This window comes from Synechococcus sp. L2F, from assembly GCF_024345695.1.
Lineage (GTDB): Bacteria > Cyanobacteriota > Cyanobacteriia > PCC-6307 > Cyanobiaceae > MW101C3.
The window spans coordinates 31,405-49,122 of sequence record NZ_JAGQBP010000007.1; the positions used below are offsets into that span (position 1 = coordinate 31,405).

Below are 17,718 nucleotides of genomic sequence, written 5' to 3' on the forward strand. Positions count from 1 at the left end.
CGTAACCTGACCCCCTGAGCCGTCGTCTTTGCCCATGCATCCGTTGCCGCTGCACCTCGAACCCGGCAGCGATCTGCGCGCCAGCCTCGAGCAGCTGGCCGTGGAGCAGAACGCCGCCGGCTTCGTGCTGGGGGTGGTGGGCAACCTCTCGCGTGTGGCCTTTCAGTGCCCGGGCCGCTCGCAACCGTCGGTGCTGGAAGGCGATCTGGAGATCATCACCCTGCAGGGCACGCTCTCGCCCCAGGGAGTGCACCTGCACCTGAGCCTGTCCGATTCCGATTGCCAGGTGTGGGGCGGCCACCTGGAGCACGGCACGGTGGTGCTCAAAGGCGCTGATCTGCTGGTGGGCTTCCTGGCCGGCGCGCCGGAGCCGGCGCCGGAGCCAGCCGCCGCCGCCCATGCCGCCGCCATGGCCGAGGCCATGTCGCGAGCGGCCGCCCCGGCGCAAGCGGCCATGGCTGCCCCTGCGCCAGGCCCATACGCAGCGGAGGCGCCCCCAGTCGCCGCGCCCGCCGCGCCGCCTGCATCAGATCCCCACCTACAGGGCGACTCCCGGGTGGAGATCGCCGTTCTGCCCGGCTGCCCCTATTCCGCCCGCGCCCAGCGCATGCTGCGCACGCTCGGCATCGCCCACCGGGTCCACACCGTCACCAGCGACGACCAGCGCCAGGCCCTGCTGGAGCACACCGGCATCAACACCCTGCCGCTCGTGTTCATCGATGGGGCCTGCATCGGCGGCTACGACGCCCTCGCCGACCTGCACCTGCGCGGCGAACTGGACGCCCTGCGCTGATACGTCTCAGATGGCCTGCGCAGTCAACTCGGCCGCCAGCGCCGCGGCCACAGCCGCAATCCGCCTGGCCGGCCTGATCGCAGCTCCCTCAATGCCTGGAGCCGCTGGGCACCACCTGCATGCCGATCGGCGCCAGGGCGATCAGGGCCAGCTTGATGTGCTGGATGCCGAAGGGAATGCCGATGATCGTCACGAAGCAGGCCAGGGCTGAGCTGAGATGGCCGAGGGCCAGCCACCAGCCCGCCAGCACGAACCACACGATGTTGCCCACCAGGCCCAGCGGGCCGGTGCCGAAATCCGTGCGACCGGTGAGCTCGCGGCGGCTCACGGCCTCCTGGCCGAACGGCCAGAAGGAGAAGTTGCCGATCACGAAGCAGGCGCGCGCCCAGGGCAGCCCCACGATCGTGATCGCCGCCACCAGGCCGGCCAGCCACCAGCCGACCCCCATCAGGAAGCCCCCCAGCACGAACCAGAGGATGTTGAGCAGTGTGCGGATCATGCCTCCACCCTGCCGTAACTTCTCCCCGCTGTCCCGTCGCCGCCACCGGCAGGGGTCCGATGCAGCAACGGGCACAGCCATGGGCCTGCAGGCCCGCTACAAGAAACTTGACATCTCTTCGGAGCGGCCGGATCCATGGCGCCGGAACGCTTCTTCCTCGAACTCGATCCCCCTGCCGCCCGACTCGCCGGGGTCCCCCATGTGGTGGTGGTGGGTGGTGGCTTTGCCGGTCTGAGGGTGTGCCAGGCGCTGGCCAACCGGCCGGTGCGGGTCACCCTGATCGACAAGCGCAATTTCAACCTGTTCCAGCCGCTGCTGTATCAGGTGGCTTCGGGCCTTGTGTCGGCGGCGGATATTGCGTCACCGCTGCGCCAGATGGTGGGCCAGGCGGCCAACGTGCAGGTGCTGCTGGGGGAGGTCACCGATGTGGACCTCGACGCCCGCACGCTGCTGTTCAACGGCCATCACTACGCCTACGACCAGTTGGTGCTGGCCTGCGGCTCAGGTTCCGCCTACTTCGGCCATGAGGAGTGGCGGCCGCTGGCGCCGCCGATGAAGATCCTTGAGCACGCCCAGGAGATCCGCCGGCGCCTGCTGATGGCCCTGGAGGAGGCGGAGCAGACCCCCGATCCCCAGCGCCGCCGCTTCCTGCAGACCGCCGTGGTGGTGGGGGCCGGCCCGGCCGGCTGTGAGCTGGCCGGCTCCTTGATCGAGCTGATGCATTCCGCCATCCGTCGCGATTTCAAGCAGTTGCGACCCGAGGCCTGCCGCGTGCTGCTGGTGGATGCGGTCGACCGGGTGCTGCCGGTGATGCATCCGAGCCTGTCAGCCGCGGCAGCCGGCTATCTGCGCCGTCAGGGCGTGGAGCTGCGGCTGAACACGATGGTGGCGGCGATCGAGCCGGGCAAGGTGCGGCTCAAAGGAGAAGAGGGCAACGAACCGCTGGAGGCGGCCACGATCTGCTGGACCGCCGGTGTACGCGCCTCCCGCCTCGGTGCCCTGCTGGCCGAGAAGAGCGGCTGCAGTGTGGACCGGGGCGGGCGGGTGCAGGTGGAGCCTGATTTCAGCCTGCCCGGCCACCCGGAAGTGCGGGTGATCGGTGATCTCTGCCATTACAGCCACACCAGCGACGGCGCCCCCCTGCCTGGCATGGCCGGTCCGGCGGTGCAGATGGGCGCCTGGGTGGCGAAGGACATCCTCAACCAGCTGGCGGGCCAGGCCAGCGCCCCGTTCCGCTGGATGGATCTGGGCAGCATGGCCGTGATCGGGCCGATGTATGCAGTGGCGGACCTGCGCGGCGTGCGGGTCACGGGCTTTCCGGGCTGGCTGCTGTGGGGGCTGGCCCACCTGGCCTTCATCCCCGATACCGAAAACCGCATCACCCTGCTGAGCCGCTGGCTGTGGCAGATCGCCACCCGCCAGCGGCGCGCGCTGCTGATCACCGGCCGCCCCGATCAGCACATCGGCGTCGATGTGGGGCTGGCCCGCGCCCAGGGCCTGGCACTGGCGAGCGGACCAGCCAGTGCTCCGCTCGCCGGCGGACCGGACGCCGGCCAGGAAGCGGCGGCGGCATGACACCACCAGGGCCATCACAATCCGTGTGATGAACAGCGCCATCCTCGACGTCGATCTGCTGGCCTTTGAACAGGGCAGCCGTGCCGCCCGAGCCGCGGTGGTGGAGGGAGTGCGGTGCAGCCTGGCCACCGGCTTTGTGTATGCGCGCGCCGATCTCTCCGTCGATCTGCTCGATGCCGCCTACGGCCTGCTGGGCCGCTTCTTCGCGCTCGAGCCGGCGGTCAAGCAACGCTTCGTGGCCAGCGGTTCCAGCGGCCAGACGGGCTACACGGGCCTGCTGGTGGAAACAGCCGCCGGCCACAGCCATGCCGATTGGAAGGAGATGCTCAACTGGGCGGCGCCGCTGCCGCTGGCGCACCCGTTGCGGCGCCGCTTCCCGCTGCATTATCCGGAGCCGTTGCTGCCCGAAGCGGTGGTGCCCGGGCTGAGCGTGGTGCTGCAGGAGTTCCATGCGGCAATCGCCGAGCTGCAACGCCGCTTCCTGCGGGTGATCGCCGTGGGTCTGGGTGCCGCTGAAGGTTTCTTCGATGCCGTCGTCGAAGACGCCCCCACCCTCACCCGCGCCATCCGCTACCCACCGATGGCCGAAGCGCCTTCAGGCCCTCACCTCTGGGCCGCCCCCCACGCCGACATCAACCTGATCACGGCCCTGCCGCGGGCCACTGCCCCGGGGCTGCAGGTGCTGGTGGAGGGGGAGTGGGTCGAGGCCCTGCCGCCGGATGGCCGGGTGATCATCAACAGCGGCCTGATGCTGGAGCGGCTCAGCAACGGCCACATCCCAGCCGGCTGGCACCGGGTGATCGCCCCCGCCCTGCCGGCCGCTGCCGCCGAAGCCCCAGCAGTGGCTGCCGCAGGCCGCCTGAGCGTGGTGCAGTTCTGCCATGCCCGGCCCAGCACGGTGTTGCAGCCGTTGCCCTGCTGCTGCGGACCCGACACCCCCCAGCGCTACGCAGCGATCAGCGCCGCCGATGCGCTCGAAGACGTGCTCTACCGCATCAACTTGCTCGAGGCAGCACCCGCCCCTGGCGGTCCACCAGCTGACGCGGCAGCGTCTGTGGCGCCACCGTCCGCAGCGTGCGCAGGTTGATCGTGGTGCTCAGCGGCCGGCCGCCGCGGCGCGGCAGATCGAGCACGGTGAGCGCCTGAAAGGGAGCGGCGCTGCTCTGCAGCAGGCGGCGTGGACCGCTGCCCAGCGCCCCCAGGGCGATCACATCCAGCTCCCCCAACCGGCCGGGGAAGAAGGCGTGGTGATGGCCGCTGATGTAGGCCTCCACGTCGTGGCGTTCCATCAGTTGACGCAGGCTGGTGGCATCACGCAGCACGTTGCCGGCGCTGTCGCGCCCCTGGGCCACCGCCTGCAGGGGCAGGTGCCCCACCACCAGCCGCCGCCGCGCCGCACGGGCCGCAGCGGAACCGAGGCTGCGGTCGGCCCAGCGCACCTGTTCCGCCGGCACCACCGCCGACGAGGCGTCCCACACCAGCACGAACAGATCCTGCTGACGGAACGAATAGAAGAACGGAAAGCCGCTGCCGTCCACGAACGTCAGACCGAGCGCCTGTTTCTGCCGCGCCCAGAACCGTTCCGCCTCGGCCCGATCGCGGGCGAACAGGTAGCCGGCCCCCTGGCGCAGGCTGGAGGCATCGTGATTTCCCATTGCCGGCGCAAACGGCAGGCCGGCGCGGCGCAACGGCACCAGCACGGAGCGATCGAAGCCGGCCCACATCGCCTGCAGCTGCGCGCTGCTCAAGCTGGCCTTCTGGCCCGCCACCATGTCGCCGGCGCAGAGCACCAGATCGGCCTGCAGCGCCGGGATCAGGGCCACCCCCCGGTGCACCTGCTCGATGTAGGTGGTGGAGCCGTAGCTGGCGTTCAGATCGCCGATCAGCACCACGCGCAGATCACCGCGGGGCGGCAGGCTCAGCCCGGCCGGCAGGCGGCTGGCTGTTTCCGCGGCCACGCCGCGCAGGGCACCGCAGGCCAGACCAGCCAGCCCCAGGCCGCCCAGGGCCAGGAACTGGCGGCGGTTGAGCGAGGGGGGCATGGGATCAACCGGGAGGCGGTGTCGAAAGCATGGGCGAGGCTCAGCCGATCCGCCAGCTGTGCCTAGGCTCCCAGACGCTTGCGCCCCTGGATGCTGCAGCAATTACGGCGGGATGTGGTGGGGGCGGCGCCGCTGGCGGTGGTGCTGGGCGGCGCCATCGGCGCCTTCGTGACGCAGTGGCTGCTGGAGCCGCTGCGCCTCAGCACGCCCTTCGCGCTCGAAACCACCACGCTGGCCAATGTGCAGATCGTGGCGCCGCTGGTGGTCAACCTGATCTGGATCGGGTGCTGCGTGCCGCAGCGGGTGCAGCTCGCCGGCCGGATCCAGCCCTCCGTGGGCCGCCACCTGCTCGGGGCCCGTGTGGCCACGGCGATGCTGGGTTCTCTGCTGCTGCTGCCCTACTTCCTGCTGGCGGTGGTGCTGGCCAGTGTGTTGCTCTCTCCCCGGCCGGATCTGAGCGAACAGTTGCCGCTCTTCCTGGGCACGCTCACGCCGGAGCGACTGGGGTCCGCCATGGTTCGCACGGCCGTGTTCGCGGCCGCTTCCGCCTGCCTGGCCCATGCCATCGGCAAGCAGAGCCGCCGCCATCCGGAGCGCCTGCCCAACCTGATCAGTCTGGCGATCGTGTGCTGCGCGCTCGGCGTGGTGGCGCTGGAAGCCCTCTGGCTGACCGTCCTCCCCCCCGCGGCCCTGGGCTTGCCATGAGTTCATCCACCCCCCAGCCGGCATCACAGGAGCCACCCCAGACCCCATTGCCGCCACAGGTGCCACTGCAGCCACAGGCTCAGCCGCCAGCCGAACCGCCGGCGAGCGATACCGCCCCACCCCGCCGGCGGTTCGATGGACCGCTGGAGGGGCTGGCCACAGCGCTGAGCTGGGCCGTGCCCGTGGGGGCGGTGGTGCTGGGCGTGTGGATGGTGGGAGCCGCCGTCCAGCAGCAGAGCTGGCTCACCAGCAGCTTCGGGGTGCGCTTCCGCACCACCGATGCCAGCGGCATCTGGCCGGGGGTGAATGTCACGGTGGCGGGCTACCGGGTGGGGCGGGTGGAACGGGTCACGCTGGCTGGCGATGGCACGGTGGCCGTCGACCTGCGCATCGCCGACCGCTATCGGCGGTTGATCGGCCCTGGCAGCCACGCCGAGCGTTACCAGGAGGGCTTGATCGGTGCCAGCCAGATCGCCCTCACCCCCGACGTCCTTTCCCCTGGAGAAGAAACGCCGCGGCGCGACCTGCTGATTCCTTTCCGTCCGTCGGCCGATCTGGCCCAGCTGCTGGAGGAGATCGGCACCACCCGGATCAAGCTCAATCGCGCCCTCGAAGGCACGGCGCGGATGGCGGAGCGTGATGTGCCCGGGGCCGTGGGCAGCTTCCGCAGCACGTTGCTCGACCTCCAGCGCCTGAGCCGGCGGCTGGAGCTGGAGACAGGCCGTACCGCTGCCACCACTCGCCAGACCCTGCAGGTGTACGAGAGCACCGCCCGGCGCATTGACACCACTGGCAGCGCGGCCCGCCAGGCCACCGAGGAAGCCCTGGGCTTGATGCGTGAAGCCCACCCACCGCTCGTGGACACGCTTGAGGAAGTGCGTCTGCTGACCCGTCGTATCAACCAGTTGCTGGAATCGCTCGGGGTGGGCAGCCCCCAGCCCCGCCGGCCCGCCGGTGCTTCGAAGGTGTCTCCGGAACCGGCATCACCTGAAGCCCCATCACCGGCAGCCGTGCCAGCTCCAACACCGGCGGCTGCGCCGGCGATGCCTGGCCGGGGTGCCCCATGAGCTGCCGGGAGCGGGCAGGGCCGCAGCCCCACCCGCTCCCGGCAGCGGCCCGGGGCTGGGGCCTCAGCTCACAGTCACATCGGTGACGCGGCCACCGAGGCGCTGCACCCGTCGCAGGGCTTCGTTCATGCGGGAGTAGGGCACCCGCAGCACGTAGGCGCTGGTGCGCACATAACCGTTGTCGGCGATGCCGGTGGCGGAGATGGTCACCACCCGGGCACCGCTGCCGCTGGTGGAGCGGTCCCCGGCTGACACCCGCAGTGCTTCCGCCCGGTGCTCCTGCGACGGTGCCCGGCGCGCGCTGCCCCAGTCGTCGTCGTTGAGCAGGTTGGTGGCGGAGCTCACCTGTGCCTTGAAAGGTCCTTCGGTGGACACGATCACCACCCGACCCATGGAGCCGCGCACCGGCACGGCCCGGTCCTGGTGCAGTGCCTTGCCGAGGCGGAACTGGGTGCCGGAGGGATCGCCCTTCACTGAGGCCGCAGCGCCACGGGCCAGCTGCATCAGCCAGGAGAACTGCCGGCCTTCATGCCCTGCCGAATAATCCCAGCCGTGCAGGTAGGGAACCGTGTCCTGCCCGAAGCGTTGCTGGTATTCATCGCCATCGATGTAGGAGTCGATTTCGGCATCGAAACCCTCCTCCTGCAGGATTGTGAAGTGGTGAAGCATCTCGGCGCGGTTCTGCGGCGCGCGGCCGAGCAGGTGCTTGTGGTTCAGCTCGATGAAGCGGTAGGGGTTGCAGTTCTCGAAGAAGCGCTCGCGGTACAGCCCGCTCTTCGCCACGGTGCGCACCAGCTCGCGAACACTCAGGAAACCATTGCGAAACAGGGATTCGGCCCCGGTGAGCCGCTCATTGGCCATCACATACTGGTGACCAAGCACCTGCTGATACACCGCCCGGATGATCGTGGTGTTGTCGTCGTCGGAGGCCTGTGACCAACTCTGTTTGTTCCTGTCGTTCTCGAACCTCTCGATTCCCAGCGAGGGCGCCTGAAGCAGTGCCATGGTGAAACGGTCAGCGAAGGGAGAAAGCAACAGATCCGAATCCCTGGACCCGACGCCATTGATGAGAATTCTTCAATCAGAACTCCTGGCTCAGACTTCTTCAGGCAGAAGCTCTGGGTCGGAATCTTTGGTGTCAGAATCCCTGAATCAGCACCTGTTGGCTCGCACAACTTTAAGAGCAGAACAAAAAAAGACGGCCAACTTCTGATCCCGTAAACAAACGAAAGATGCCTTCATCTTCAGCCGAGTGCCCCGCTGGCCTCCCGATCCTCTGTCCACCACCTCTTGGTGGCCCTCTCCTGTTGCCGGCAGTCCAGTTGCGAGGAAGGATCCTGCCAGTCCGCCAGGCCACACCCCATCCCCAATCTGCCGCACTCCCCCCTTGGTAGCCCCTCCAGCCCCCTTACGCTGAACAGCCTTCGCCCTCCTGTGGATCCGCCCTTGTCCGCCCGCCTCGCCATCGGTCCTGTCGATGTCGACCCCGTCGTGCGCGAATGGGTGGATGCCGAAACCCTGCAGCGCCTGGTGGCTCGCCACCGCCGCGGTGACTGGGGCGATGTGGACGCCCGCGATGCCCGCGACAACACCCTGGCCGCTTATCGCCAGCAGGGGGGGCTGCGCAGCGTGTTCAACCTCGGCCGTGGGCTGCAGGTGTGGGTGATCACCAGTGATCTGGGCAAGGACAGCCTGCACACCACGGTGCTGCTGCCCGAAGACGCCTGACCCTGCAGTGAAACCTCCGCTGCCGCTCTCACCTCCGTGGCGTCAACGCCTGCCACTCCCACGCTGGCGGCCATCTGTTCTGCAGTGCCGATCCCAGCGGCACGCGGCCCCTCAGCCAGCCGCTGGAGTCGGCCAGTGATCGGAGCCTGCCGGTGATCATCGAGGTCCAGCAGCTCAGCAAGACCTACCGGGTGGCCGACAAGCAACCCGGCATGGCCGGCACCCTGCGCCACTTCGTGCGCCGCCGCCATCGTGATGTGCCCGCCGTGAGCGGGGTGTCGTTCGCGATCGCGCCCGGGGAGATGGTCGGGTTTCTGGGGCCGAACGGCGCCGGCAAGACCACCACCTTGAAGATGCTCACCGGCCTGATCCATCCCACCGCCGGCACGGTGCGGGTGGCGGGGCATGAGCCGAAACGGCGCCAGGCCGCCTTCCTGCACCAGATCACCCTGGTGATGGGCCAGAAGCAGCAGCTGATCTGGGATCTGCCGCCGCTCGATTCGTTTCGGGTCAACGCAGCGGTCTACGGCCTCACCCCGCCCGAAGCGCGCCGCCGCATCGCCGAACTGGCCGACATGCTCGAACTGGGGGAGGAGCTGACCCGCCCGGTGCGCAAGCTGTCACTGGGCCAGCGCATGAAGGCCGAGCTGCTGGCGGCCCTGCTGCACCGTCCCGCCGTGCTGTTCCTCGATGAACCCACGCTCGGGCTCGATGTGAACGCCCAGGCTCGGGTGCGGGATTTCCTCGCCGACTACAACCGGCGCACCGGCGCCACCGTGCTGCTCACCAGCCACTACATGGGCGATATCACCGCTCTGTGCGAGCGGGTGTTGCTGATTCATCAGGGCCGGCTCTTCTATGACGGCCGCCTGGAGGGGTTGAGCGAGCAGCTGGCGCCCTACCGGCTGGTGCGGCTGGAGCTGAATGTGCCCCAGCCCGCCTCCGCCTTCGCCGCCCATGGAACCGTGGAATCCCTGCAGGGGAATCAGGTCTGCCTGCGGGTGCCGGCGGCCCAGCTCACCGGCAGCGTGGCCCAGCTGCTGGAGCGGTTCGCCGTGGTGGACCTGGAAGTGAGCGACCCGCCGATCGAGCAGATCATCGGCGGGCTGTTCGAGCGGGGGACGGTGGATGACAGTGCCGCCTGAACCCCGCGCCAGGCCTGTGCTGCCGCTGGCGCGGGTGCTGCTCAGCACGCAGTACGCGTACATGCTCGAATACCGCGCCGAAATCGCCTTGTGGGCGCTTTCCGGGGTGCTGCCGCTGATCATGCTCGGCGTCTGGAGCGGCTCAGGAGCCGGCGCGGCGGCAGGCTTCACGCCGGCGATGCTCACCCGCTATTTCCTGGCGGCCTTCGTCGTGCGCCAGTTCACGGTGGTGTGGGTGATTCATGTCTTCGAGGAAGACAACCTGCAAGGACGGCTCTCGCCCTACCTGCTCCAACCGCTGCATCCGTTCTGGCGCTACCTGGCCGCCCACGTGGCCGAGCAGGTCACCCGTGTGCCGTTCGTGGCGGCCCTGCTGGCGCTGCTGTTCCTGCTGCAGCCGAGCCTGTTGTGGTGGCCCCATCCCGCTGACGTGTTCTGGGGGGTGCTGGCCACCGTGTCAGCGTTCATCCTGCGCTTTCTGCTGCAGGGGGTGATCGCCATGGCCTGCTTCTGGAGCGAGCGGGCGCTGGCGCTGGAGCGGCTGCTGCTGATTCCCTATCTGTTCCTCTCGGGCCTGGTGGCGCCGCTGGAAACCTTTCCGCCGGGCGTGCGCGCCTTCGCGCTGGCCACCCCGTTCCCTTACACGATCGCCTTTCCCGCCCGCGTGCTGATGGGAGCGGAGGTCAACCTGGCGGCGGGCTTCCTGGGCCTGGCGCTCTGGAGCGGCCTGTTCCTGCTGCTGTTTCTACTGCTCTGGCGCGTCGGCATCCGGCGGTATTCGGCCATGGGGGCCTGATGCACCGCTACCTGCGCACCCTGGCCCAGTTCTGGAGCGCCTCGCTGGCGGCGGAAATGGAATACCCCGCCAACTTCGTGTTGGAGCTGCTCGCCGAAGTGGGCAACCTGGCCGGCAGCCTGTTCGTGCTCTCGCTGCTCTACGGGCCAGGCCAGAACCTGGGCGGCTGGAGCTGGAACGCGGCGCTGGTGGTGCTGGGCTTCTACACCCTGCTGGAAGGCCTCACCAGCACCCTGTTCCAGCCCAACCTGTCCACGATCGTCACCCACGTGCAGAACGGCACCCTCGATTTCGTGCTGCTCAAACCCATCGACAGCCAGTTCTGGTTATCCCTGCGCACCTTCTCCCCCTGGGGGCTGCCGGGCATGGTGATGGGTGCCGGCCTGATCCTGGTGGCCGCCCTGCGCGCCGGTGCGGTGCTGGGGCCGGACACGGTCGCCGCCGCTGCGGTGCTGCTGCTGGCCAGCGCCGCCATCCTTTACAGCCTCTGGTTCGTGATCGCCGCCACCAGCATCTGGTTCGTGAAGGTCTGGAACGCCACCGAAGTGCTGCGCAGCACCCTCGTGGCCGGCCGCTATCCGGTGAGCGTGTACCCGGCAGGCCTGAGGGCCTTCTTCACCTTCGTGCTGCCCGTTGCCTTCCTCACCACGGTGCCGGCCGAGGCGGTGCTGGGGCGGGCATCCGGCAGCTGGATGGTCGCCAGCGTGGCGGTGGCCGCCGCCTGCCTCATGATCAGCCGCGCCATCTGGCGCTATGCCCTGCGCTTCTACACCTCTGCTTCGAGTTGATCGTGCCACCAGTTGATCCGGCCTCCAGTGGATGCGGCTTGGCAGCAGGATTTCTGTCGGGGTGGTTGACCCATAGCCGTGCTGGCATTCAGCGCTTGCCAGCACGCTCCAGCTCCCGGCGCAGACGTTCCAGTTCCCGTTCGGCGGCGGCAAGGTCGTCGGCGCTGGAGCTGGAATCACCAGAAGCACCGAGCCCATCGGCGTGGGTTCTGCGGCTGCTCCCCTCGCCGGCATAGCTGGAGAGGGAGCGGAACATCAGACCACCGCCGGCGGCGATCATCACCACCATCGTGGCCAGGCTCCAGAGCGTGGTGGGGCGGAAGCTGATGAACAGGCTGTGCAGCACCCCCACCCCCACGGCCGCTGAAGACGCCCAGACCAGAAACCAGCCGGCCCGGCGGTAGGTGCCGGAGAACAGCAGACAGACGCCGATGCCCAGCAGCAACACCAGCAGACCGAAGCCCTCACCCACCCCCTGGGCCACCACCCCACTGAAGCCGCCACCGAATCCACCGCCAAAGGTGCGACCTCCGAAACCGCTGCCGGAGAACCGCAACGCCGATCCCACCATCACCTGATTGGTGAACAGAAAGATGCCAGCGGCGAAAAAGGCACCGCCAACTAGAAACAGGAAGAAATCCTGCTTGGGTTTGGCTGTCATGTCTGCACTGTGATGAGGCTTTGAATTTAGAGCCAATCGGCATTGATGGCTGTGTAGATCTGCGATCGGCTATGGACAACTGTGTGTTCTATCCAGCGCTCCGCTGCAGATCACCCGATGTCATTCCCGTTCGTCAATGCCGTTGTTTGCTCATCGTTAGCGCTGTCCATTGTTGTGCATCAAGGCCTACGACTAAGGAGACTCGGAAAAGTCCGCCCCATTCACAGGAGGATGACCCTGTGATTGCAGGTCAGCACTGGGTTCACGGGCGGCAAGCCGCTTGGATTCGGAGACTGCGAGCAGATCACGGCAAAGAAGCGCGCCTAAGGCGAGACGTTTCTGGCCGACATGGAGCCGGTCGTGCCCTGGCAGGCGCTGATCCATCTGGTTGAGCCCCGCTACCCCAAGAGCGGCAGGAAAGGAAGCCGCCCGCCATATCTGCTGGCGATGTGTTGCGGATTCACCTGATGCAGCCGTTTGGCTTTCAGAAGACCTGGCTGCGGGGAATGACCAAGAACAGCTGCAAGATCAATGTGCTGGCTGCACTGACTAACCCGTTCCTGGCACGGCGCCAGTTGCTCGCGACACCATGAACAAGGGAATTCGGGCGTCCAAAGGAGCCGCTCACAGGGATATCTCCAGACCACCAGAAGGAGACAAGCCGCTTCAACGAGTATCGACCACGCCCTCATCGCAGAGAGGGGCCACTACCGGGGATCTCTGGGCACGGCTGCCCGTCAAATCCCTGTTGGCCAGAGTTTCCCTAGACCAGCAGCGGGGCCAGGTTCACCTCCGCTTCGAAGGCCTCCGCCAGGCGATCGAGCAAGTCTTCGCGCTGCAGGCCGTGGTGCGGCACATCCAGCGGCAGGGCGGAGAAGCCGCGCGCCTCGCGCAGCTGATTGAGCCACTGCCGCCGCCAGCGGCCGTTCTCGAACAGACCGTGCAGGTAGGAGCCGGCGACCCTGCCCGACCACCAGCCCAACCCGGCACCTGATTCACCAGCCGCCAGCGGCTCACAGTTGGCCGGATCGAGGCAGTGGGTACGGCCCTGATGCAGCTCGAAGCCTTCCAGCGGTGTGCCCGCTGCGGGCCAACAGGCGAACTCGCGACGCTGTCGCAGGGTTTTCCCTGCCATGAAGCAGGTGGCCAGCGGCAGCAGCCCCAGCCCCCTGAGCCCCTCCTCGCCATCCGCGCTGGCGCTTCCCTCCAGCGTGTGGGGATCCTCCAGTCGTTCTCCCAGCATCTGCAGGCCGCCGCAGAGCCCGAACAGGTGGCCGCCGCCAGCCACGAAGCGCAGCAGCGCGTCGGCCAGTGGGCTCTCCTTGAGCGCGGCCAGATCCCGCAGGGTCTGCTTGCTGCCGGGCAGGATCACTGCTGCGGGCTGACCGAGTGGATCCCCCGGCCGCACCCAGCGCAGGCGCACACTCGGCTCGGCCTCCAGCGGATCGAAGTCGGAGAAGTTGCTGATCGACGGCAGCCGCACCACGGCGATCTCCAGCTCCGCCTCGGGTTTGCGGGCCCGCCGTTCCAGCAGATCGAGCGAATCTTCCGGTGGGAAGAGTTCATCGAGCCAGGGCATCACGCCCAGCACCGGAATCCCCGTTTCCTGTTCCAGCCACTGGCGCCCTGCATCGAACAGCTGCCGCCGCCCGCGGAAGCGATTGATCAGGATCCCCCGGATCAGCGGGCGCTCCACCGGTCTGAGCAGGGCCAGGGTGCCGACGATCTGGGCGAACACACCGCCGCGCTCGATGTCGGCCACCAGCAGGCAGCGGGCGCGCAGGAACTGCGCCAGGCGCAGATTGGTGAGATCCCGCGCCTGCAGGTTCACCTCCACCGGGCTGCCGGCCCCCTCCAGCACCAGCCGCCCGCCGGGATGGCTGAAGCGCAGGTCTTCCAGCCCCTGGCGAATCGCCTGCCAACCGGGGCGGAACCAGTCGCGGTAGTAGTGCTCGGCGCGGGCCGTGCCCACCGCGCGGCCCATGTGGATCACCTCGCTGGTGCTGTCGCCCTGCGGCTTGAGCAGCACCGGATTCATCGCCACCCGCGGCTCCAGGCCCGCGGCCCAGGCCTGCAGCGCCTGGCTGTAGGCCATTTCGCCGCCGTCCTCATCCACCCAGGCGTTGAGACTCATGTTCTGCCCCTTGAAGGGCACCGGTGTTTCGCCGCGGCGTCGCAGCACCCGGCAGAGCGCCGCCGTCATGAGGGATTTGCCGGCGCCGCTGCTGGTGCCCAGCACCATCAACGCCGGCGGCACAGGGCCGGAACCCGCAGCCGGTGCTGTCACAGGCGCGGCCGGTAGCGGCTGATCGCATGGCGCAGCTGTTCCTTCCAGCCGGCGCGCGGAATCTCCTGGCTCCAACCCGCCAGCAACTGACGACCCATGGGCGTGAGCCTTACCCGTTCGGTGAGGCCCTGACCATCCACTTCGCGGCGCAGCACGCCGAGCCGGATCAGCCAGATGAACAGGGTTTCAGTGTCGTCGGGTGTCAGCCTGGTGCTGCAGAGCGTTTCCGCGTCGGTGCGGGCCCACAGCGCCACGCTGCTGATCGCCTCCTGCTCCAGCAGGCGGTACAGACCGAGGCGAAATGGCAGGCAGCGCATGGCGCTGGCGGCGCGAGCCAGGGAGCGAGGGTTGTCCAGGATGGGGTCCATGCGTTGATTCTCTCCAATCCCTGCTCCAGCCTGCGGCGGTTCCAGCCGAAGGCCGGCGCAGTACCCCTGGTTCGCCCTCCTGTTGTCCTGCGCTGCCGCCGTGTCCACCGTTCCGTTGGTGCTTGCTTCCGCCTCTCCGGCCCGCCGCCTGCTACTGGATCGGGCCCAGATCCCCCATCGCGTCTTGGCGAGTGGCTTCGATGAAGCCACGATCAAGGCGACGGATCCCTGCGAGCTGGCCGTCTGCCTGGCCAGAGCCAAGGCTGAGGCCGTGGCCACCGTCCTGGCCGACAGCGCCCCGGCCGACCCCTGCCCGGAGCTTGTGCTGGGCTGCGATTCGTTGTTCGTGTTTAAGGGCGAGATCCAGGGCAAACCCAGGGATGCCCTGCAGGCGATCGAGCGCTGGCAGCGCATGTCCGGAGGCTGGGGCGAGCTGCACACGGGCCATTGCCTGCTGGGCAGCGGAGCCCCCCGCCTGGCGGCTGTCACCACCCGCGTGCGCTTTGCTCAGCTTGAGGCCGCTGAGATCGAGGCCTATGTGGCCAGCGGTGAACCGCTCGGTTGCGCGGGTGGGTTTGCTCTTGAAGGCCGCGGCGGCCTGCTGGTGGAGACGATCGAGGGCTGCGTCAGCAATGTGATCGGCCTCAGCCTGCCGCTATTGCGCCGCTGGTTGAAGGATGAAACAGCCCCGCGGGTCAGCGGAACAGGTTGTTGAACAGGTTCTGAAGGAATGCCCCTGTGGGGTTGACGTCCTCAAAACCACCTTGCTGCCCCTGGTTGTTCCAACGGCTGTCCTGGGCTTCCAGCCGCAGGTCGGCCCAGCGGAAGCTCACGTTGCCGTTGCGGTTGCTCACCTGCACCGGCCAGACACCAGTGGCGTCTCGGAGCACCAGGTTGCCCTGCCGGTTGAAGAAGCTGTAGCGGCGCCCATCCCCAAGCTCCACGTTGTAGGCCATGCCGTTCGACGATTCACGCCGATTGAGGACGCAGCTGCCGTTGAAGAGGCGGCGGTTACCCTGACGCAGCTCGCAGGCGGTGTTGCCCTGGCCTTGCTGCCAGTTGTTGTTGTTCCAGTTATTGCCGTTGTTCCAGCTGCCGTTGTTGCCACTGTTGTTGTTCCAGCCACCGCCACCGCTGTTGTTCCAGCCGCTGTTGTTGTTCCAGTTGTTGCTGGTGTTGCCTGATCCCGGGTTGCGCCAAGCGCCGTTGTTGCCAAACAGCTGCTTGCTCAGAGCCCTGCTGATGTTCTTGCCATCCCAGCCGTCGTCCCAGCAGGTCTGCCGCCGCACATCGCAGACATCGCCGTTGCTCAACTGGAACTGGGTGGGGCGGTTGCTGCCCGACAGCTTGCGAATCAGCTCCCGTTCGGCGCTGCGGCCGAAATACTCCCTGGTGAGGGTCACAGACACCCCGGTGCTGTCGAAGCACATCTTTGTGGCCCGGTCGCAGACCACGCCCTGGCGGGGGTAGTCGATGGAGGCATTCTTGGCGGCTGCAGGCTGAACAGCTACGAACGGCAAAAGCGCAAGGGGAAGGGCTGCTACGGCAACCATGCGGCCGGCGGCTAGGCGGATGGACAAGGGAAACTCCCGGTGGTCCCCAAAGCTACGAAGAGCCGGGTAAGCCGGCATCTCTCGAATGTGTCCGCCTGGCCGGAAAGCATCACCAAGTCTTTCTGGTCAGGCAGCCCATGAAAAAGCCCCCGTGGAAGCCGGGGGCGGAGAGAGCAACCAGTGGTGCTCGGAGAAGCCATGGAGCTCAGTCGAGGTCGGGCATGGCCAGGGTGGGCTCGGCCTTGCGGTCGATGCCTTTCTCGAAGCCAGCCGCCGCGGCGCGGGCTCGGCCTGCATGCCAGAGGTGACCCACCAAGAAGAAGAAGGCGAGCACGAACTGGGTGGCAGACAGCCACTGACGCACGTTCACGAAGTTCACCGAGTTGGGTTCGGTGATGATGCCGCCCACGGAGTTGAGGGACGCATTCGGAGCGTGGGTCATGTATTCAGCGGCCCGGCGCACTTGCCAGGGCTGAATGTCGTTCTGGAGCTTGTCGAGGCTGAGCCCGTTGGGACCACGCAGGGGCTCCAGCCAAGGGCCGCGGAAGTCCCAGAAGCGCATGGTTTCTCCACCGAAGATGATCTCGCCGGTTGGGGAGCGCATCAAGTATTTGCCAAGGCCGGTGGGACCCATGGCTGAACCGATGTTGGCACCCAGGCGTTGGTCACGCACCAGGAAGGTGAAGCTCTGGGCCTGCGAGGACTCGGCGTTGGTGGGGCCGTAGAACTCAGAGGGGTAAGCGGTGTTGTTGAACCAGATGTAGGCCGAGGCGATGAAGCTCATGAAGCTCAAGGCGCCAAGGCTGTAGCTCAGGTAGGCCTCACCGTTCCAGATGAAGGCGCGACGCACCCAGCCGAACGGCTTGGTGATGACGTGCCAGATGCCACCGAAGATGCAGATGAGGCCGAGCCAGATGTGGCCGCCGATGATGTCTTCCATCGAGTTCACCCCGATGATCCAACCCTCGCCACCGAAGGGGGCGCGGAACAGATAACCGAAGATCACACCAGGGCTGAGGGTGGGGTTGGTGATGATGCGCACATCGCCGCCGCCGGGGGCCCAGGTGTCATAGACACCGCCGAAGAACATCGCCTTGAACACCAGCAGCAGACACCCCACACCCAACAGGATGAGGTGGTAGCCAATGATGTTGGTCATCTGGTTCTTATCCCGCCAGTCCTGGGAGAAAAACGAGGAGTAGTTCTCCAGGATCTCAGGGCCGCGCAGGGCGTGGTAAAGACCGCCCAGGCCGAGAACGGCCGAGCTGATCAGGTGCAGAACACCGACAACGAAGAAGGGGTAGAGGCTGGTGACCTCACCGCCGGGACCGACGCCATAGCCAAGGGTGGCCACGTGCGGGAACAGGATCAGACCCTGTTCGTACATCGGTTTGTCGAAGGTGAAGTGGCTCACCTCAAACAGCATCATGGCGCCGGCCCAGAACACCATCAGGCCAGCGTGGGCCACGTGGGCCCCGAGCAGACGACCGGACAGGTTGATCAGGCGTGCATTGCCGGCCCACCAGGCATAACCGGTGGAGTCCAGGTCTTTGCCGCCGACGGCCGTAAGAGAAGGACTAGAGAGCGTTACCACGGGGCAGAACCTCTTCAGGGAAGACGAAGTTTTCATGCGGCTGGTCAGCCGGTGCCATCCAGGCACGCAGACCTTCATTCAGAAGAATGTTCTTCGTGTAGAAGGTTTCGAATTCAG

19 protein-coding genes and 1 pseudogene are annotated in these 17,718 nt (G+C 67.4%); 11 read left to right on the plus strand and 9 right to left on the minus strand.

What is annotated here, in order from left to right:
* The first annotated feature begins 34 nt into the window (after nucleotides 1-34).
* On the plus strand, nucleotides 35-793 hold the full coding sequence (locus tag KBZ19_RS14440) for a PCC domain-containing protein (RefSeq protein WP_255101413.1): 759 nt from the start codon (nucleotides 35-37) through the stop codon (nucleotides 791-793).
* An 88-nt stretch (nucleotides 794-881) separates the two neighbouring features.
* Here KBZ19_RS14440 and KBZ19_RS14445 read toward each other — a convergent pair whose 3' ends face one another.
* On the minus strand, nucleotides 882-1,292 hold the full coding sequence (locus tag KBZ19_RS14445; RefSeq protein ID WP_094514698.1) for a YccF domain-containing protein: 411 nt from the start codon (nucleotides 1,290-1,292) through the stop codon (nucleotides 882-884).
* A gap of 135 nt (nucleotides 1,293-1,427) precedes the next feature.
* On the opposite strand from KBZ19_RS14445, the gene KBZ19_RS14450 reads away from it, so the two are divergent.
* Both KBZ19_RS14450 and KBZ19_RS14455 read left to right on the plus strand, forming a co-directional pair.
* On the plus strand, nucleotides 1,428-2,867 hold the full coding sequence (locus KBZ19_RS14450) for an NAD(P)/FAD-dependent oxidoreductase (RefSeq protein WP_255101414.1): 1,440 nt from the start codon (nucleotides 1,428-1,430) through the stop codon (nucleotides 2,865-2,867).
* A gap of 28 nt (nucleotides 2,868-2,895) precedes the next feature.
* Nucleotides 2,896-3,954, plus strand: coding sequence for an isopenicillin N synthase family oxygenase (locus KBZ19_RS14455; RefSeq protein ID WP_255101415.1), 1,059 nt, complete (start codon nucleotides 2,896-2,898; stop codon nucleotides 3,952-3,954).
* On the opposite strand, the gene KBZ19_RS14460 is transcribed toward KBZ19_RS14455, so the two are convergent.
* Nucleotides 3,863-4,909, minus strand: a complete 1,047-nt coding sequence (locus tag KBZ19_RS14460; protein ID WP_255101416.1) for a metallophosphoesterase — start codon at nucleotides 4,907-4,909, stop codon at nucleotides 3,863-3,865. The genes KBZ19_RS14455 and KBZ19_RS14460 overlap by 92 nt on opposite strands.
* A 90-nt stretch (nucleotides 4,910-4,999) precedes the next feature.
* On the opposite strand from KBZ19_RS14460, the gene KBZ19_RS14465 reads away from it, so the two are divergent.
* Together KBZ19_RS14465 and KBZ19_RS15045 are read left to right on the plus strand one after the other, a co-directional pair.
* Nucleotides 5,000-5,614 (plus strand): hypothetical protein, encoded by a 615-nt coding sequence (locus KBZ19_RS14465; protein ID WP_158217492.1) that lies wholly within the window; start codon nucleotides 5,000-5,002, stop codon nucleotides 5,612-5,614.
* Nucleotides 5,615-5,673: 59 nt separating this feature from the next.
* Complete coding sequence (locus tag KBZ19_RS15045) at nucleotides 5,674-6,681, plus strand: MlaD family protein (protein WP_315855835.1); 1,008 nt, start codon at nucleotides 5,674-5,676, stop codon at nucleotides 6,679-6,681.
* Nucleotides 6,682-6,744: 63 nt separating this feature from the next.
* Here the strand turns inward: KBZ19_RS15045 and KBZ19_RS14475 are convergent, their stop codons facing one another.
* Nucleotides 6,745-7,686: a phycobilisome rod-core linker polypeptide gene (locus KBZ19_RS14475; protein ID WP_255101417.1), complete on the minus strand. Its 942-nt coding sequence runs from the start codon at nucleotides 7,684-7,686 to the stop codon at nucleotides 6,745-6,747.
* Nucleotides 7,687-8,127: 441 nt separating this feature from the next.
* Here KBZ19_RS14475 and KBZ19_RS14480 point away from each other — a divergent pair, with 441 nt between their 5' ends.
* The 4 genes from KBZ19_RS14480 to KBZ19_RS14495 all read left to right on the plus strand — a co-directional run bounded on the left by KBZ19_RS14480 (nucleotide 8,128) and on the right by KBZ19_RS14495 (nucleotide 11,138).
* Nucleotides 8,128-8,409, plus strand: coding sequence for a hypothetical protein (locus KBZ19_RS14480; RefSeq protein ID WP_094514707.1), 282 nt, complete (start codon nucleotides 8,128-8,130; stop codon nucleotides 8,407-8,409).
* A 155-nt stretch (nucleotides 8,410-8,564) separates the two neighbouring features.
* Nucleotides 8,565-9,554 carry an ATP-binding cassette domain-containing protein gene (locus KBZ19_RS14485; RefSeq protein WP_094514727.1) on the plus strand — a complete coding sequence of 330 codons (990 nt, stop codon included), beginning with the start codon at nucleotides 8,565-8,567 and terminating at the stop codon, nucleotides 9,552-9,554.
* On the plus strand, nucleotides 9,538-10,350 hold the full coding sequence (locus tag KBZ19_RS14490; RefSeq protein ID WP_233133136.1) for an ABC-2 family transporter protein: 813 nt from the start codon (nucleotides 9,538-9,540) through the stop codon (nucleotides 10,348-10,350). The genes KBZ19_RS14485 and KBZ19_RS14490 overlap by 17 nt, the downstream gene beginning before the upstream one ends.
* Complete coding sequence (locus KBZ19_RS14495; RefSeq protein WP_094514709.1) at nucleotides 10,350-11,138, plus strand: ABC transporter permease; 789 nt, start codon at nucleotides 10,350-10,352, stop codon at nucleotides 11,136-11,138. Before KBZ19_RS14490 ends, KBZ19_RS14495 begins: the two co-directional genes overlap by 1 nt.
* An 88-nt stretch (nucleotides 11,139-11,226) precedes the next feature.
* Here KBZ19_RS14495 and KBZ19_RS14500 read toward each other — a convergent pair whose 3' ends face one another.
* The gene (locus tag KBZ19_RS14500; RefSeq protein WP_255101418.1) at nucleotides 11,227-11,799 is read right to left on the minus strand and encodes a hypothetical protein; all 573 of its coding nucleotides are present in this window, start codon (nucleotides 11,797-11,799) and stop codon (nucleotides 11,227-11,229) included.
* A 452-nt stretch (nucleotides 11,800-12,251) separates the two neighbouring features.
* Between KBZ19_RS14500 and KBZ19_RS14505 the strand changes: the two genes are divergently transcribed.
* Nucleotides 12,252-12,392 (plus strand): hypothetical protein, encoded by a 141-nt coding sequence (locus tag KBZ19_RS14505; RefSeq protein ID WP_198948330.1) that lies wholly within the window; start codon nucleotides 12,252-12,254, stop codon nucleotides 12,390-12,392.
* Nucleotides 12,393-12,562: 170 nt separating this feature from the next.
* On the opposite strand, the gene KBZ19_RS14510 is transcribed toward KBZ19_RS14505, so the two are convergent.
* Complete coding sequence (locus KBZ19_RS14510) at nucleotides 12,563-14,041, minus strand: cobyric acid synthase (RefSeq protein WP_255101431.1); 1,479 nt, start codon at nucleotides 14,039-14,041, stop codon at nucleotides 12,563-12,565.
* 41 nt (nucleotides 14,042-14,082) lie between these two features.
* Nucleotides 14,083-14,454, minus strand: a complete 372-nt coding sequence (locus tag KBZ19_RS14515; RefSeq protein WP_255101419.1) for an Npun_F0494 family protein — start codon at nucleotides 14,452-14,454, stop codon at nucleotides 14,083-14,085.
* A 100-nt stretch (nucleotides 14,455-14,554) separates the two neighbouring features.
* Here KBZ19_RS14515 and KBZ19_RS14520 point away from each other — a divergent pair, with 100 nt between their 5' ends.
* A complete protein-coding gene (locus KBZ19_RS14520) occupies nucleotides 14,555-15,169 on the plus strand; it encodes a nucleoside triphosphate pyrophosphatase (RefSeq protein ID WP_255101420.1) in 615 nt (204 codons plus the stop codon).
* On the opposite strand, the gene KBZ19_RS14525 is transcribed toward KBZ19_RS14520, so the two are convergent.
* From KBZ19_RS14525 to KBZ19_RS14535, 3 genes and pseudogenes are all read right to left on the minus strand, one after another.
* On the minus strand, nucleotides 15,150-15,974 hold the full coding sequence (locus KBZ19_RS14525; protein WP_255101424.1) for a YcgJ family protein: 825 nt from the start codon (nucleotides 15,972-15,974) through the stop codon (nucleotides 15,150-15,152). The two genes, KBZ19_RS14520 and KBZ19_RS14525, sit on opposite strands and share 20 nt — an antisense overlap.
* 238 nt (nucleotides 15,975-16,212) lie before the next feature.
* Nucleotides 16,213-17,601, minus strand: coding sequence for a photosystem II reaction center protein CP43 (gene psbC / locus KBZ19_RS14530; protein WP_255101425.1), 1,389 nt, complete (start codon nucleotides 17,599-17,601; stop codon nucleotides 16,213-16,215).
* Nucleotides 17,585-17,718 (minus strand): annotated as a pseudogene (locus KBZ19_RS14535) (photosystem II D2 protein (photosystem q(a) protein)); the annotation flags it as partial. The gene psbC and the pseudogene KBZ19_RS14535, both read right to left, overlap by 17 nt.

Excerpts from the sequence above, each read along its gene's own strand:
- KBZ19_RS14440 (WP_255101413.1), top strand. The coding sequence starts at position 35 with ATGCATCCGTTGCCGCTGCACCTCGAACCCGGCAGCGATCTGCGCGCC.
- KBZ19_RS14445 (WP_094514698.1), bottom strand. The coding sequence starts at position 1,292 with ATGATCCGCACACTGCTCAACATCCTCTGGTTCGTGCTGGGGGGCTTC.
- KBZ19_RS14450 (WP_255101414.1), top strand. The coding sequence starts at position 1,428 with ATGGCGCCGGAACGCTTCTTCCTCGAACTCGATCCCCCTGCCGCCCGA.
- KBZ19_RS14455 (WP_255101415.1), top strand. The coding sequence starts at position 2,896 with ATGAACAGCGCCATCCTCGACGTCGATCTGCTGGCCTTTGAACAGGGC.
- KBZ19_RS14460 (WP_255101416.1), bottom strand. The coding sequence starts at position 4,909 with ATGCCCCCCTCGCTCAACCGCCGCCAGTTCCTGGCCCTGGGCGGCCTG.
- KBZ19_RS14465 (WP_158217492.1), top strand. The coding sequence starts at position 5,000 with ATGCTGCAGCAATTACGGCGGGATGTGGTGGGGGCGGCGCCGCTGGCG.
- KBZ19_RS14475 (WP_255101417.1), bottom strand. The coding sequence starts at position 7,686 with ATGGCACTGCTTCAGGCGCCCTCGCTGGGAATCGAGAGGTTCGAGAAC.
- KBZ19_RS14490 (WP_233133136.1), top strand. The coding sequence starts at position 9,538 with ATGACAGTGCCGCCTGAACCCCGCGCCAGGCCTGTGCTGCCGCTGGCG.
- KBZ19_RS14495 (WP_094514709.1), top strand. The coding sequence starts at position 10,350 with ATGCACCGCTACCTGCGCACCCTGGCCCAGTTCTGGAGCGCCTCGCTG.
- KBZ19_RS14500 (WP_255101418.1), bottom strand. The coding sequence starts at position 11,799 with ATGACAGCCAAACCCAAGCAGGATTTCTTCCTGTTTCTAGTTGGCGGT.
- KBZ19_RS14510 (WP_255101431.1), bottom strand. The coding sequence starts at position 14,041 with ATGGTGCTGGGCACCAGCAGCGGCGCCGGCAAATCCCTCATGACGGCG.
- KBZ19_RS14515 (WP_255101419.1), bottom strand. The coding sequence starts at position 14,454 with ATGGACCCCATCCTGGACAACCCTCGCTCCCTGGCTCGCGCCGCCAGC.